This window comes from Legionella rubrilucens, assembly GCF_001468125.1.
Lineage (GTDB): Bacteria > Pseudomonadota > Gammaproteobacteria > Legionellales > Legionellaceae > Legionella_C > Legionella_C rubrilucens.
Genome location: NZ_LNYT01000018.1, coordinates 1 through 15,272 on the forward strand (window position 1 = coordinate 1; position 15,272 = coordinate 15,272).

Genomic DNA, 15,272 nt, shown 5'->3' on the forward strand with positions numbered 1-15,272 from the left:
CATCGCGATGGACGAAGGTCTGCGTTTCGCGATTCGTGAAGGTGGCCGTACCGTAGGTGCGGGTGTAGTTGCTAAAATCATCGAGTAATTGATGGTTAGGGTGCAAACACAGTTTGCACCCGACATGTTAAGTTAGGCCAGTAGCTCAATTGGCAGAGTGGCGGTCTCCAAAACCGCAGGTTGGGGGTTCGATTCCCTCCTGGCCTGCCAACTAACAGAATACATATGACTAATTCATCAAATTCAAGATTTACATTCAAAGAAGCAATCTTGTGGTTAGGGATACTGTTACTGACTGCGGGTGCTTTTTTTGTTACCTATTATTATTCTTATTCCGCACCCGTTAAAATTATTATATGGATCGGTTGGCTAGTCGGCTGTGCTATACTTGCATTCTTTACCAACAAAGGGCAGCAGGTTTTTGAGTTTGCAAACGAAGCCAAAGTAGAACTGCAAAAAGTGGTTTGGCCCTCCCGACAAGAAACCGTACAGACTACTTCCATTGTTATGATCATGGTCGCTGTGACAGGTTTTATCTTATGGGGCGTTGATTCTGCAATGATGTGGGTCATTGCTAAAATAACACATTTAGGTTGAGATTAAGGTGGAAGAACAGAACAAGGTTGAAGAACAGAAATCAAAGCAGTGGTATGTTGTTCATGCCTACTCAGGCTATGAAAATTTTGTAATGCGCGAAATTAAATCACGTGCGGAACACCACCATCTACAGGATAAAATTGGCGAAGTTGTCGTCCCTTCTGAGGAAGTGGTTGAAATGCGCGCGGGTCAAAAGCGTAAAAGTACCCGTAAATTTTTCCCTGGTTATGTCCTTGTTAACATGGTGATGGATGATGCCACATGGCATATGATTCGAGCGATTCCACGTGTACTTGGTTTCATTGGCGGCACAAGCCAGACGCCTACTCCCATTAGCGATAAAGAAGCGCAAGCTATTCTGCAACGTGTTGAGGATGGTGTTACTAAGCCTAGACCCAAAATTCTGTTTGAACCTGGCGAAGTGGTTAGAGTGAAGGAAGGTCCTTTCGTTGACTTTAACGGCGTTGTCGAAGAGGTCAATTATGAGAAAAGCCGTTTGCGCGTTGCAGTTCTCATTTTTGGTCGCTCCACTCCTGTCGAGTTGGAGTTCAGTCAGGTTGAGAAAACCTGATTTTTGTTAGTAACGGGAAGCCAAACACTGATTGCCAAATCAGACATTGGCGCTATACCCATAAGGAGTCATCATGGCTAAAAAAGTTGAAGGTTATGTCAAGTTACAGATCCCGGCAGGAAAGGCTAATCCTAGTCCTCCAGTAGGTCCTGCTCTGGGTCAGCGCGGCGTAAACATTATGGAATTCTGTAAAGCCTTTAATGCGGCAACACAGAATTTGGAACAAGGTTTACCTATCCCTGTTGTTATTACTGTCTACAGTGATCGCAGTTTTACTTTTATTACTAAAACGCCTCCAGCTTCTGTCTTATTGAAAAAGACAGCGGGTCTGCAAAGTGGTAGTAGTAACCCCAATACTAAGAAGGTGGCAACATTGAATCGGGCTCAGCTCGAAGAAATTGCCAAAACAAAAGAACCCGATTTAACTGCCGGAAGTTTAGATGCAGCGGTACGAACCATTGCTGGAACTGCCCGTAGCATGGGAATCGAAGTTGAAGGTTGATAATAAGGGGCACTACCATGGCAAGTTTAAGTAAAAAGCAACAGAAAATTCGTGAAAAAGTTAAAACCAATTATTTGTATAACCCGGTTGAAGCCATTGAGATTCTGAAAGAGTTTGCGAGCAGCAAATTCAGAGAGAGCGTGGACATCAGTGTTAATCTTGGCGTCGATCCAAGAAAATCGGATCAAGTCGTTAGAACATCAACCAATCTGCCAAAAGGAACGGGTAAAACCGTCCGTGTAGCGGTATTTGCACAAGGTGACAATGCCACCAAAGCTAAAAATGCCGGTGCTGATCTGGTTGGTTTCGAAGATTTGGCAGACAAAATCAAAGCGGGTGAGCTTGATTTTGATGTGGTCATTGCCACGCCCGATGCCATGCGCATTGTCGGTCAATTAGGTCAAATTCTTGGTCCACGTGGCCTGATGCCTAACCCTAAAGTGGGTACGGTCACGACTAACGTGGAAGCCGCAGTATCCGATGCCAAATCAGGTCAGGTTCGTTATCGCACCGACAAAAACGGTATCATCCACTGTACTGTTGGTAAAGTTGACTTCACAGCCGATGATCTCATTGAAAACATTACTGCGTTAATGGTTGACTTGAAAAAGGCAAAACCGGCTTCATCTAAAGGGGTATATTTGAAGAAGATTACCTTGTCAACCACAATGGGTCCTGGATTACCTATTGATATTGCATCATTACCTGTGTAATATATCTGACCCGAATTTCGAATTCACGGCATAGACTCGTTCCATGCCGTCGAAGACCGCAGGTGCAGAAATGCTTAATTACCCTGCGCAGACGGTGAACCGGAACAGAAGTTATTCTGAGACGGCCACCATAACTGTCAAATCAATACGATTTGCACAACTTAGGAGGTCACTAACGTGACGATAACTTTAGCTGCAAAGAAAGCTGTTGTCGAAGAAGTAAATGCAGTTGCTTCTAAGGCTATTTCGGCTGTGGTTGCTGATTATCGCGGTTTGACTGTAAACCAAATGACCCAATTGCGTAGCCAGGCTCGCAAATCCGGTGTTTATCTACGGGTGGTAAGAAATACATTAACCCGCAGAGCATTTGAAAACACTGATTTTTCCTGCTTGAGCGACAAATTGGTTGGTCCTTTATTTATCGCTTTATCACTTGAAGCACCAAGTGATGCAGCAAGACTATTAAAGGATTTCGTAAAAACATTTGACAAGCTTGAAATCAAGGCATTGTCTGTAGGCGGTAAAGTCTATGGCGCTGATCAATTAGATGCAGTAGCCAGCTTGCCGACTAAAGATGAGGCATTAGCCAAACTGATGTTTGTGATGAAAGCGCCTGTTGAGAAATTTGTCAGAACACTTGCTGAACCGCATGCCAAACTGGTTAGAACGGTTGCTGCAATCAAAGACAAAAAAGAACAGTAAAATTCCGATAATCGATTATATTTAATTAGGAGCTAGTAATGGCTGTATCAAAAAATGAGATCCTTGAAACAATCTCTAACATGACCGTAATGGAAGTTGTTGAGTTGATCGAGGCAATGGAAGAAAAATTTGGCGTTTCTGCTGCCGCCGCTGCTGTAGCTGTCGCTGCCCCCGCTGCTGCTGGTGCATCTGCTGCTGCTGAAGAAAAGACAGAATTTGACGTGGTAATGACAAGCTTTGGTTCTAACAAAGTGGGCGTCATTAAAGTCATTCGTAACATCACCGGTTTAGGCTTGAAAGAAGCAAAAGACCTGGTTGAAGGTGCACCTGCAACTGTTAAAGAAGGTGTATCGAAAGACGAAGCAGCTAGCATCAAGAAAGATCTGGAAGAAGCTGGCGCGACTGTTGACGTTAAGTAATAATTATACGTCTCTATTTCAGAACCCGGCCATGGTTACATGGCTGGGTTTGTGTGTTTGATGATCAATAATTTACAGAGGAACCACCATGGCAACTGCAGAAGCTAAACCTCAACACTATTCTCACGCCGAGAAGAAACGATTCCGTAAGAGCTTTGGCAGGCAAGCTGACAAGATGGCGATTCCTAATCTCCTGGACATTCAATTAAAGTCCTATAGAGATTTTCTGGAAGCTGATTCAAAAGCCAACTCAGAGCAGAAAACAGGTTTGCATGCAGCGTTCTCATCCGTATTTCCTATTGAAAGTTTTTCTGGTAATGCCCGCTTGGAATACGTGGGTTATAAATTGGGCGAACCTGCCTTTGACGTGAGGGAATGTAAATTACGCGGTTTAACGTATTCCGCCCCTCTGCGTGTTAAAATCAGACTGGTTGTCCTTGATAAAGATGCGGCTGGTGAGCCAAAGCCCATCAAAGATATCCGTGAACAAGACGTGTTCATGGGTGAAATTCCATTAATGACCGACGTGGGTACTTTCGTTGTCAATGGTACCGAGCGCGTGGTTGTATCGCAGTTGCATCGCTCGCCCGGTGTTATATTTGAACATGATCGTGGAAAGACGCATTCCTCAGGAAAGCTGCTTTATTCCGCCCGTATTATTCCCTACCGTGGTTCATGGCTTGATTTTGAATTCGATCCCAAAGATTGTGTTTTCGTGCGTATCGACCGCCGTAGGAAATTGCCAGTCAGTATTTTATTACGTGCGCTGGGGTATGAAGTTGAAGATATCCTCGCTGAATTTTTTGAATCGACCGTTTGCCAACTGCGCAATGGTGAATTCCATATTAATCTCATTCCTGCTCGTTTACGCGGTGAGATTGCATCGTTTGATATTGCTGTTCCTGAAACGGGTGAACTGATCGTTGAGCAGGGCCGTCGTATCACTGCCCGCCATATTAAAATGATGGAAAAGAGCAACATGCAGGATCTCGTGGTCCCGCAGGATTATCTGGTCGGGAAAATACTGGCCAGAAACATTGTTAACACTGAAACCGGTGAAGTATTGGCGAATGCCAATGATGAAGTCACTTCTGAATTATTGGATCAGTTGGCTGAGCATGGCATTTTGTCATTTGAAATGATCTATACCAACGATCTGGATCATGGTTCTTATATTTCGGATACCTTGAAAATTGATCCCACCAATAGCCAGCTTGAAGCATTGGTTGAAATCTATCGCATGATGCGTCCTGGTGAACCGCCCACAAAAGAAGCAGCGGAAGCCTTATTTAAAAACCTTTTCTTTGCCGAAGATCGCTATGATTTATCCGCAGTTGGCCGCATGAAATTTAACCGACGCGTAGGACGTAAAGAAGATCAGGGCCCAGGCACTTTAACGAAGGAAGATATTCTCGCGGTTATCAAAACATTAATTGATATCCGTAACGGTATTGGCATGGTGGATGACATTGATCATCTGGGTAACCGACGTGTACGCAGCGTGGGTGAAATGACGGAAAACCAGTTCCGTGTTGGTTTAGTCCGTGTTGAGCGTGCGGTCAAGGAGCGTTTAAGCCTGGTTGAATCTGAAAATCTGATGCCCCAGGATTTGATAAACGCGAAGCCTGTTTCTGCCGCCATCAAAGAATTTTTTGGCTCAAGCCAGTTATCGCAGTTTATGGATCAGGTTAACCCGCTTTCCGGAGTGACTCACAAGCGCCGTGTTTCAGCCCTTGGCCCAGGCGGGTTAACTCGAGAACGCGCAGGATTTGAAGTCCGCGACGTTCACACCACCCATTATGGCCGTGTTTGCCCGATTGAAACGCCTGAAGGTCCAAACATCGGTTTGATCAATTCACTCTCTGTTTACGCCCGCACCAACGATTACGGTTTTATTGAAACGCCTTGCCGTAAAGTAATCGATGGCCATGTTACTGATGAAATTGAATACCTGTCAGCGATTGAAGAGGTTGATCAGTACATTGCACAGTCCAGTGTGGCCGTAGACGAAAAAGGCAAAATCCTTGCTGATCTGGTTCCTTGCCGTCATCAGAATGAATTCTCATTGACGACACCGGATAAAATTAACTACATGGATGTGTCGCCTAAGCAGATCGTATCCGTTGCAGCTTCATTGATTCCTTTCCTGGAACATGATGACGCGAACCGTGCCTTGATGGGTTCTAACATGCAACGTCAGGCGGTACCCACACTGCGTTCTGAAAAACCGTTGGTAGGTACGGGAATGGAACGTACAGTGGCTTCCGATTCCGGAGTTTCTGTTGTGGCCAAACGTGGCGGTGTCATTGATTTGGTTGATGCCTCCCGTATCGTTGTCCGCGTTAACGATGACGAAACCACAGCGGGTGAAACCGGGGTAGACATTTATAACCTGACGAAGTATTTCCGTTCAAACCAGGATACCTGTATTAATCAGCGTCCCATCGTCAATACAGGTGATCGTATTCAGAAGGGTGATGTTCTCGCCGATGGTCCGTGTACGGATATGGGTGAATTGGCGCTGGGACAAAACCTGTTGGTCGCCTTCATGCCCTGGAACGGTTATAACTTCGAAGACTCGATTCTTATTTCCGAACGTATTGTTCAGGAAGATCGCTTCACAACCATTCATATCGAAGAATTGACCTGTATCGCTCGCGATACCAAGCTTGGAACGGAAGAAATTACGGCCGATATCCCCAATGTGGGTGAATCAGCACTGGCCAATCTGGATCAATCCGGTGTGGTTTATATCGGTGCTGAAGTATCTGCAGGCGATATTCTCGTTGGTAAAGTCACGCCAAAAGGCGAAACACAATTAACACCGGAAGAAAAATTATTAAGAGCCATTTTCGGTGAGAAAGCTTCGGATGTAAAAGATTCTTCCTTGCGTGTTCCTTCCGGCATGAATGGAACGGTGATTGATGTTCAAGTCTTTACACGCGATGGCCTGGAAAAAGATGAGCGTGCCAAGAGTATCGAAGAAGAGCATCTGGCGCGAGTTCGTAAAGACCTTATCGATGAGAGACGTATTCGCGAAGAAGACATTTATCACCGCGTTTATAATTTGTTGCTGGGTAAAACGGCAGCAGGCGGACCATCCAGCATCAAGCCGGGTTCTAAAATCACCGAATCCTACCTGGAGAAAGTGGACAGAAGCAAATGGTTTGATGTTCGCGTGGATGACGAAGTCATCAGCCAGCAATTGGAACAATTGTCCAAGCAGCTTGAATTGCTCGGCAAAGAAATGGAAAAACGCTTTAACGACAGCCGCAAAAAAATTATCCAGGGGGATGATTTGGCTCCCGGTGTTCTAAAAATTGTTAAAGTGTATCTGGCGGTTAAGCGCCGCATTCAGCCAGGCGATAAAATGGCTGGTCGTCACGGGAACAAAGGGGTTATTTCCATTGTGGTTCCTGTGGAAGACATGCCTTACATGGCTGATGGTACTGCGGTTGATATCGTATTGAATCCATTAGGCGTACCGTCACGTATGAACATTGGTCAGGTTCTGGAAACTCACTTGGGTCTTGCTGCCAAGGGCTTGGGACAGCGCATTGCCGACTTGGTCGACAGCAATAAGCCCATTAAGCAGATTCGTGAATTCCTGGGCAAGATCTATAATCATGACGGTGTACAACGTGTTCACCTTGAAAAGCTTGACGACAATGAAGTCGCTATTCTTGCTGACAACCTGCGTGCTGGCGTTCCCATGGCGACTCCAGTATTTGACGGCGCCAATGAAGCAGAAATTAAATCCATGCTTGAGCTTGCTGGATTGCCTGCTGATGGAAAAACCATGTTGATTGACGGACGTACGGGTAAGACATTTGATAACCCCGTGACTGTCGGTTACATGTACATGCTCAAACTGAATCACCTTGTCGACGACAAAATGCACGCCCGCTCCACTGGTTCGTATAGTCTGGTTACTCAGCAGCCGCTTGGCGGTAAGGCCCAGTTCGGGGGCCAGCGTTTCGGGGAGATGGAGGTCTGGGCATTGGAAGCTTATGGGGCGGCTTATACGTTGCAGGAAATGTTAACAGTTAAATCAGACGATGTCGGAGGACGAACGAAGATATATAAAAACATAGTCGATGGTGATCATCGTATGGATCCTGGAATGCCTGAATCCTTTAATGTGTTACTGAAGGAAATTAGAGCATTGGGTATTGATATCGAACTGAACCACGACTAACACGTTCAGCGATCAATTCTGATAAACAAATTTTTGGAGGCATAGACTTGGCTAATCTAAGCAGCGACCCAATGAGAAAAGCACCTGTAATGAGTGATTTGCTTGGTATCCTCAAACAACAAGGGCAAAGTGAAGAATTCGATGCAATTAAAATTGCACTGGCTTCACCTGAATTAATTCGATCCTGGTCTTATGGGGAAGTAAAAAAACCCGAGACCATTAACTACCGTACCTTTAAACCGGAGCGCGATGGATTATTCTGCGCAAAAACATTTGGCCCGGTGAAGGATTACGAATGCTTGTGCGGTAAGTACAAGCGACTCAAACACCGCGGTGTTATTTGTGAAAAATGCGGTGTTGAACTGGCATTGGCTAAAGTTCGCCGTGAACGTATGGGACACATTGAGCTGGCCAGTCCCGTGGCTCATATCTGGTTCCTCAAATCACTTCCGTCCAGAATTGGTCTTTTGCTGGACATGACGTTGCGTGACATCGAGCGCGTTCTTTATTTTGAAGCGTTTGTGGTGGTCGATCCCGGGATGACCGAGCTGGAGCGGGGTCAGTTGCTGAACGATGAAGTGTATCTGGAGGCAATGGAGCAATACGGTGATGAATTTGATGCACGTATGGGGGCAGAAGCCATCCGTGATTTATTGCGCCAGATTGATCTTGAAGAAGAAATACGTACATTGCGTGAAGAATTGCCTACCACCAATTCTGAAACCAAGATAAAGAAAATCACCAAGCGCTTAAAATTAATCGAAGCATTCTATGAATCGGGTAACAAGCCGGAATGGATGATTATGGATGTCTTGCCCGTATTGCCTCCTGATCTGCGGCCTTTAGTGCCTCTGGATGGCGGACGTTTTGCTACATCCGATTTGAATGATTTATACCGTCGCGTGATTAACCGTAACAACCGACTGAAGCGATTACTGGATCTGAACGCACCTGACATCATTGTCCGCAACGAAAAGCGTATGCTGCAGGAATCGGTTGATGCGCTGCTGGATAACGGCCGCCGCGGCAGAGCGATTACAGGGACCAACAAGCGTCCATTGAAATCACTTGCCGACATGATTAAAGGAAAACAGGGTCGTTTCCGTCAGAACCTTTTAGGTAAGCGCGTTGACTATTCCGGTCGTTCTGTAATTGTAGTCGGACCGACTCTGCGTTTGCACCAGTGTGGTCTGCCGAAAAAAATGGCTCTGGAGCTGTTCAAACCCTTTATTTTCAGCAAGCTCGAATTCAGAGGTCTTGCGACCACAATTAAAGCGGCCAAGAAAATGGTCGAGCGCGAAGAGCCGATCGTCTGGGATATTCTTGATGATGTAATCCGAGAGCATCCCATTCTGTTAAACCGCGCACCAACATTGCACCGTTTAGGTATCCAGGCCTTTGAACCCGTGTTAATTGAAGGGAAAGCGATTCAGCTGCATCCGCTTGTCTGTACTGCTTATAATGCAGACTTCGACGGTGACCAGATGGCTGTGCACGTTCCATTAACCCTGGAAGCACAACTTGAAGCTCGTTCTCTGATGATGTCCACGAACAATATTTTGTCACCCGCGAGCGGTGAACCGATTATTGTTCCTAGTCAGGACGTGGTGCTTGGTCTTTATTACCTGACTCGCGAACGCATCAATGCCAAAGGTGAAGGCAAAATTTTTGCCAGCGCCCAGGAAGCTCAGAATTTTTATGAAGCCGGCTACATCGACATTCATGCCAAAATTAAAGTTCGTATGCCCAAGGATGATGAAGAGGGCGAAGGCAGTGGTAACGGTGGTGTTCATCTCGTGGATACGACAGTAGGCCGGGCGATTCTGGCTGATATTCTGCCCAAAGGGATGGCCTTTTCACAAATCAACCGTACGATGACTAAAAAAGTCATTTCGCGTGTTGTTGACCATTGCTACCGCAGATTTGGGCTGAAAGAAACCGTCATTTTTGCTGACCAGCTGATGTACACCGGCTTTAAATACGCCACTCGTGCCGGTGCATCCATTGGTATTGAAGACATGGAGATTCCAGACGACAAGGCCGTCATCATTGAGCAGGCTGATAATGAAGTGCGTGAGATTGAATCGCAATTCCGTTCCGGTCTGGTAACCAATGGCGAACGTTACAATAAGGTTATCGATATCTGGTCGCGTACAAACGAAATGGTCGCCAAGTCGATGATGAGCAAAATCGCGACAGAAGAAGTGGTTGATCGCGCTGGAAATACAACACGCCAGGAATCGTTTAACCCCATCTTTATGATGGCTGACTCAGGGGCGAGGGGTTCTGCAGCCCAGATTCGTCAGCTCGCAGGTATGCGAGGATTGATGGCGGCTCCGGATGGCTCCATTATTGAGACGCCGATTACTGCAAACTTCCGAGAGGGACTGAACGTATTCCAGTACTTCATTTCTACTCACGGTGCCCGTAAAGGTTTGGCCGATACAGCATTAAAAACAGCGAACTCGGGTTATCTGACGCGACGTCTGGTTGATGTGGCGCAGGATGTGGTGATTACCCAGGATGATTGCGGTACCGAAAATGGTATTCTCATGCAGCCTCTCATTGAGGGGGGGGATATTGTTGAACCTTTGCATGAAAGGGTATTGGGTCGTGTGGTTGCAACGGATGTTTATATTCCCAATCATGAAGACCCGGTTGTAACAGCCGGTACCCTGCTGGATGAGGACTGGGTAGAGAAACTTGAAAAGCTTGGCGTCGATCAAATCCTGGTTCGCTCACCCATTACCTGTGAGACCCGTTTTGGTTTGTGTGCCAAATGTTATGGACGCGATCTCGCTCGTGGTCACCTGGTGAATACCGGGGAAGCCGTGGGTATTATCGCAGCGCAGTCCATCGGTGAACCCGGTACTCAGTTAACCATGCGTACTTTCCATATCGGTGGTGCGGCATCCAGGGCAACGGCAGCCAATAATATTCAGATTAAGAATAAAGGGGTTATCCGTCTGCATAACATTAAGACAGTTACTCATGAAAATGGCAACTTGGTCGCTGTATCCCGTTCTGGGGAAGTCTCGATTGTGGATGACTTTGGCCGAGAGCGTGAACGCTATAAACTACCTTATGGTTCTGTGCTTACTGTTCATGACAACATGGCAGTGGAGGCCGGTCAGGTTATTGCTAGCTGGGATCCGCACACCCACCCGGTTATTTCTGAAGTAAGCGGTAAGCTGAAATTCATTGACCTAATCGAAGGCATGACCATGAATCGTCAGACCGATGAAATAACAGGTCTGAGTAATATTGTGGTAATCGATGCCAAACAGCGAAGCTCTGCTGGCCGTGACATGCGTCCTATGGTTAAGCTTGTGTCTGATGACGGCGAAGATATCTATCTGGCAGGAACCAATGTCCCCGCCCAGTATTATCTGCCGGTGGATGCAATCATTAACTTTGAAGACGGCAATAGCGTGGGTGTGGGTGATGTTATCGCCCGTATTCCTCAGGAGCGCTCCAAGACACGTGATATTACCGGGGGTCTGCCGCGTGTGGCTGACTTGTTTGAGGCCAGAAAACCTAAAGATGCAGCGGTTATGGCTGAAATATCAGGCTTGGTGAACTTTGGTAAAGAAACCAAAGGTAAACGTCGTTTGATTATTACGGCCTCAGAAAATCAGTTCCATGAAGAATTAATACCAAAATGGCGTCATATTTCGGTGTTTGAGGGTGAGCATGTTGAGCGAGGTGAAGTGATCGCAGAAGGCCCGCTTAACCCGCACGATATACTGCGTTTGCTTGGTGTCGGCGCGCTGGCCAATTACATCGTTAACGAAGTTCAGGATGTTTATCGCCTGCAGGGGGTAAAAATCAATGACAAGCATATCGAAACCATTGTTCGACAAATGCTGCGTAAACGGGTAATTACATTTGCCGGTGATTCGAAATTCCTGGTAGGCGAGCATGTTGAAGAAAGCGTGATGCTGCAGGAAAACGACAAGCTGGTTGCTGAAGGAAAACAACCTGCCCATGGTACTCCCATATTGTTGGGTATTACCAAGGCCTCTTTGGCGACAGAATCGTTTATTTCAGCGGCGTCATTCCAGGAAACCACAAGGGTACTTACCGAAGCGGCTGTCAGCGGCAAGGTCGATGATCTGCGTGGTTTGAAAGAGAATGTGATGGTCGGTCGACTGATTCCTGCGGGAACAGGCTATGCCTACCACCAGGGCCGCAAGGCAAAACGTGCCAGAGCTGCAAGTACTGAGCATACCGCACATACCGTCACTGCAAGTGATGTTGAGCATGCATTAAGCGAAGCGTTGAACGCAGACAATCATAATGATTAACTTGGATTGATGTAACCCCGGCAGGTTTAACTTGACAAATCTGCCGGAGCTATATAGAATCCGGCCTCCTTATGCATTCAAAATATAGACAAGAGATAAAGTTCGGAGTTAACAATAAATGGCTACTATTAATCAGTTAGTAAGAAAGCCTCGCAGAGACATCGAAGAGAAAAGTAAGGTCCCTGCTTTGCAATCCTGTCCACAACGACGAGGTGTATGTACTCGTGTATATACTACAACCCCTAAAAAGCCAAACTCAGCTATGCGTAAGGTAGCACGTGTGCGCTTGACCAATGGTTATGAAGTATCTTCCTACATCGGTGGAGAAGGCCATAATCTGCAGGAACACTCTGTTGTATTGATTCGCGGCGGTAGGGTAAAAGACTTGCCTGGTGTGCGCTATCATACCGTTCGTGGAAGTCTGGATACCTCTGGTGTCAACGATCGTAAACAAGGTCGTTCAAAATACGGTACCAAGAAGCCGAAAGACAAGAAATAATCTGATTGTAGGAAATTGAAATGCCAAGAAGAAGAGAAGTACCCAAACGCGAAATTTTGCCTGATCCAAAGCATCACAGCGAACTTTTAGCCAAATTTATTAACGTCCTGATGGTAAGCGGTAAAAAATCAACTGCCGAAAAGATTACCTATGGCGCCCTTGATCTCTTGAATGAGCGCATTAAGAAAAGCAAAAAGAACGACGAAGACAGTGGGGAGACTGGTTCATCCAGCGCTGGTTCATCCAGTGTTCTTCATTACTTCGAGCAGGCTCTTGATAACGTAAGACCCAGTGTGGAAGTGCGTTCACGACGAGTCGGCGGTGCGACCTACCAGGTTCCTGTCGAAGTCCGTATGGATAGAAGTATTGCGCTTGGCATGCGCTGGATAGTCCAGGCTGCCCGTTCGCGTGGCGAAAAGGGAATGATGTTACGGTTGGCAGGTGAATTAATCGATGCATTCGAAAGCAAAGGTTCTGCCGTGAAAAAACGTGAAGACACTCATAAAATGGCCAAAGCCAACCAGGCTTTCGCACATTTTAGATGGAATTAACAGAGAGGTTACGTCGTGTCTACTCCGTTAGAACTATACAGAAACATCGGTATTGCCGCCCACGTGGATGCTGGTAAAACAACGACCACTGAGCGTGTTCTGTATTACACCGGTATGTCACATAAAATTGGTGAAGTGCATGATGGCGCTGCAACCATGGACTGGATGGTTCAGGAGCAGGAACGCGGAATCACGATTACCTCTGCAGCAACGACGTGTTACTGGGCTGGAATGGACAAGCAATATGCTCGTCACCGTATCAATATTATCGATACTCCGGGACACGTTGACTTCATGATTGAGGTGGAGCGTTCTTTACGCGTTCTCGATGGCGCTGTGGTCGTATTCGATGCTGTATCCGGAGTTGAACCGCAATCTGAAACCGTATGGCGTCAGGCTGACAAATACGGTGTGCCACGCGTTGTGTTTGTCAATAAAATGGACCGTATGGGTGCAAACTTCTTGCGCGTAGTCAGTCAAATTAAACAACGTCTGGGTTCAAATCCTGTTGTGGTTCAAATGCCAATCGGTTCCGAAGAGGCCTTTGTTGGCGTGGTTGACTTAATCAAGATGAAGGCTATCCATTGGGATGAAGAAAATAAAGGGATGTCTTTTGAATACAAGCCAATTCCGCAAACTATGCTGGCCCAATGTGAAGAATACCGAGGCTTAATCATTGAAGCCGCTGCTGAAGCGTCTGAAGAGCTAATGGAAAAATACCTGGAAGGCGGCGAATTCACTGAAGAGGAAATCAAAAAGGCATTAAGACAACGGACTATTGCTAATGAAATGGTACCTGTCTTCTGTGGTTCAGCCTTTAAGAATAAAGGGGTGCAGGCTGTATTGGATGGCGTGATCGACTATCTGCCTTCCCCCATTGACATTCCGGCTATTAAAGGGCACGACGAACATGGCGAAGAGATTCGACGTAAAACATCCTATGATGAGCCGTTTTCTGCGTTAGCATTTAAAATTGCTACAGACCCATTCGTTGGGACATTGACCTATTTCCGAACCTATTCGGGTGTGCTTAAAAGTGGTGATACCGTATACAACTCGGTAAAAGGTAAAAAGGAGCGTATAGGCCGTCTTCTTCAAATGCATGCCAACTCACGTGAAGAAATCAAAGAAGTTCACGCGGGTGATATCGCTGCAGCAGTCGGCTTAAAAACCGTGACTACGGGTGATACCCTCTGTGATGCTGATTCAGTGGTCATTCTTGAAAGAATGGATTTTCCTGATCCAGTGATTGCGGTTGCGGTAGAACCAAAAACCAAAGCTGACCAGGAAAAAATGTCGATTGCTTTAGGTAAGCTTGCTCAGGAAGACCCCTCATTCCGTGTTCATACTGATGAAGAATCAGGACAAACAATTATTCAGGGAATGGGTGAGTTACATCTTGAGATTATTGTGGATCGCATGAAGCGTGAATTTAACGTGGAAGCGAATGTTGGGAAGCCACAGGTTGCCTACCGTGAAACGATTAAAGCCTCTGTTGAACAGGAAGGTAAATTCGTTCGCCAATCAGGCGGCCGTGGTCAGTATGGACATGTATGGCTTAAAATTGAGCCAAACGAGGCAGGTGCAGGGTACGAGTTTGTCAATGCTATTGTCGGTGGTGTGATTCCCAAAGAATACATTCCGGCGGTTGACAAAGGTATCCAGGAACAGATGCAAAATGGTGTTATTGCAGGGTATCCAGTAGTCGATGTTAAAGTGACTCTGTTTGATGGATCTTTCCACGAAGTGGATTCCAGTGAGATGGCATTTAAAATTGCTGGTTCTCAATGTTTCAAACAAGGAGCCGCAAAAGCGAAACCTGTTCTACTTGAACCGATTATGAGTGTCGAGGTCGTTACGCCTGAAGATTACATGGGTGATGTGATGGGTGATCTCAACAGACGTCGTGGCTTGGTTCAGGGTATGGAAGACTCTCCTGCGGGAAAAGTCATCCGAGCGGAAGTGCCTTTGGCTGAAATGTTTGGATATGCAACCGATGTACGTTCGGCAACACAGGGTAGAGCAACCTACTCCATGGAGTTCTCACGCTATGCAGAGGCTCCTAATAATATTGCTGAAGCGATCATCAAGAAACAATAAAAGTTAAAGTTAACGAGGTATAGAGAAATGGCGAAGGAAAAGTTTGAGCGTAAGAAGCCACACGTAAACGTTGGAACGATTGGTCACGTAGACCATGGCAAGACAACGCTGAC

13 protein-coding genes and 1 tRNA gene are annotated in these 15,272 nt (G+C 46.3%); all 14 read left to right on the forward strand.

Going from position 1 to position 15,272, the window contains the following annotated elements:
* A partial coding sequence (locus tag Lrub_RS15230) for an EF-Tu C-terminal domain-related protein (protein ID WP_080443364.1) occupies positions 1-88 on the forward strand: 88 nt, incomplete at its 5' end.
* A gap of 46 nt (positions 89-134) precedes the next feature.
* A tRNA-Trp gene (locus tag Lrub_RS07695) sits at positions 135-210 on the forward strand.
* Positions 211-225: 15 nt separating this feature from the next.
* Positions 226-597 (forward strand): preprotein translocase subunit SecE, encoded by a 372-nt coding sequence (gene secE, locus Lrub_RS07700; RefSeq protein WP_058531618.1) that lies wholly within the window; start codon positions 226-228, stop codon positions 595-597.
* Positions 598-604: 7 nt separating this feature from the next.
* Positions 605-1,168: a transcription termination/antitermination protein NusG gene (nusG, locus tag Lrub_RS07705; protein WP_058531619.1), complete on the forward strand. Its 564-nt coding sequence runs from the start codon at positions 605-607 to the stop codon at positions 1,166-1,168.
* A 73-nt stretch (positions 1,169-1,241) separates the two neighbouring features.
* Positions 1,242-1,670, forward strand: a complete 429-nt coding sequence (rplK, locus tag Lrub_RS07710) for a 50S ribosomal protein L11 (protein WP_058531620.1) — start codon at positions 1,242-1,244, stop codon at positions 1,668-1,670.
* 17 nt (positions 1,671-1,687) lie between these two features.
* Positions 1,688-2,383, forward strand: a complete 696-nt coding sequence (rplA, locus tag Lrub_RS07715; RefSeq protein ID WP_058531621.1) for a 50S ribosomal protein L1 — start codon at positions 1,688-1,690, stop codon at positions 2,381-2,383.
* Between the two features lie 177 nt (positions 2,384-2,560).
* Positions 2,561-3,085 carry a 50S ribosomal protein L10 gene (gene rplJ, locus Lrub_RS07720; RefSeq protein WP_058531622.1) on the forward strand — a complete coding sequence of 175 codons (525 nt, stop codon included), beginning with the start codon at positions 2,561-2,563 and terminating at the stop codon, positions 3,083-3,085.
* Between the two features lie 38 nt (positions 3,086-3,123).
* Positions 3,124-3,504, forward strand: coding sequence for a 50S ribosomal protein L7/L12 (gene rplL / locus Lrub_RS07725; RefSeq protein ID WP_058526629.1), 381 nt, complete (start codon positions 3,124-3,126; stop codon positions 3,502-3,504).
* Positions 3,505-3,592: 88 nt separating this feature from the next.
* Positions 3,593-7,702, forward strand: coding sequence for a DNA-directed RNA polymerase subunit beta (gene rpoB, locus Lrub_RS07730; protein WP_058531623.1), 4,110 nt, complete (start codon positions 3,593-3,595; stop codon positions 7,700-7,702).
* An 89-nt stretch (positions 7,703-7,791) separates the two neighbouring features.
* Entirely contained in the window at positions 7,792-12,009 is a 4,218-nt protein-coding gene (gene rpoC, locus Lrub_RS07735; protein ID WP_058531624.1) for a DNA-directed RNA polymerase subunit beta', read from the forward strand.
* A gap of 118 nt (positions 12,010-12,127) precedes the next feature.
* The gene (gene rpsL / locus Lrub_RS07740) at positions 12,128-12,508 is read left to right on the forward strand and encodes a 30S ribosomal protein S12 (RefSeq protein WP_058526626.1); all 381 of its coding nucleotides are present in this window, start codon (positions 12,128-12,130) and stop codon (positions 12,506-12,508) included.
* A 20-nt stretch (positions 12,509-12,528) separates the two neighbouring features.
* Entirely contained in the window at positions 12,529-13,059 is a 531-nt protein-coding gene (rpsG, locus tag Lrub_RS07745; RefSeq protein ID WP_058531625.1) for a 30S ribosomal protein S7, read from the forward strand.
* Between the two features lie 15 nt (positions 13,060-13,074).
* Complete coding sequence (fusA, locus tag Lrub_RS07750; protein WP_058531626.1) at positions 13,075-15,159, forward strand: elongation factor G; 2,085 nt, start codon at positions 13,075-13,077, stop codon at positions 15,157-15,159.
* 27 nt (positions 15,160-15,186) lie between these two features.
* Positions 15,187-15,272: GTP-binding protein (locus Lrub_RS15235; protein ID WP_080443257.1), on the forward strand; the 86-nt coding region annotated here is incomplete at its 3' end.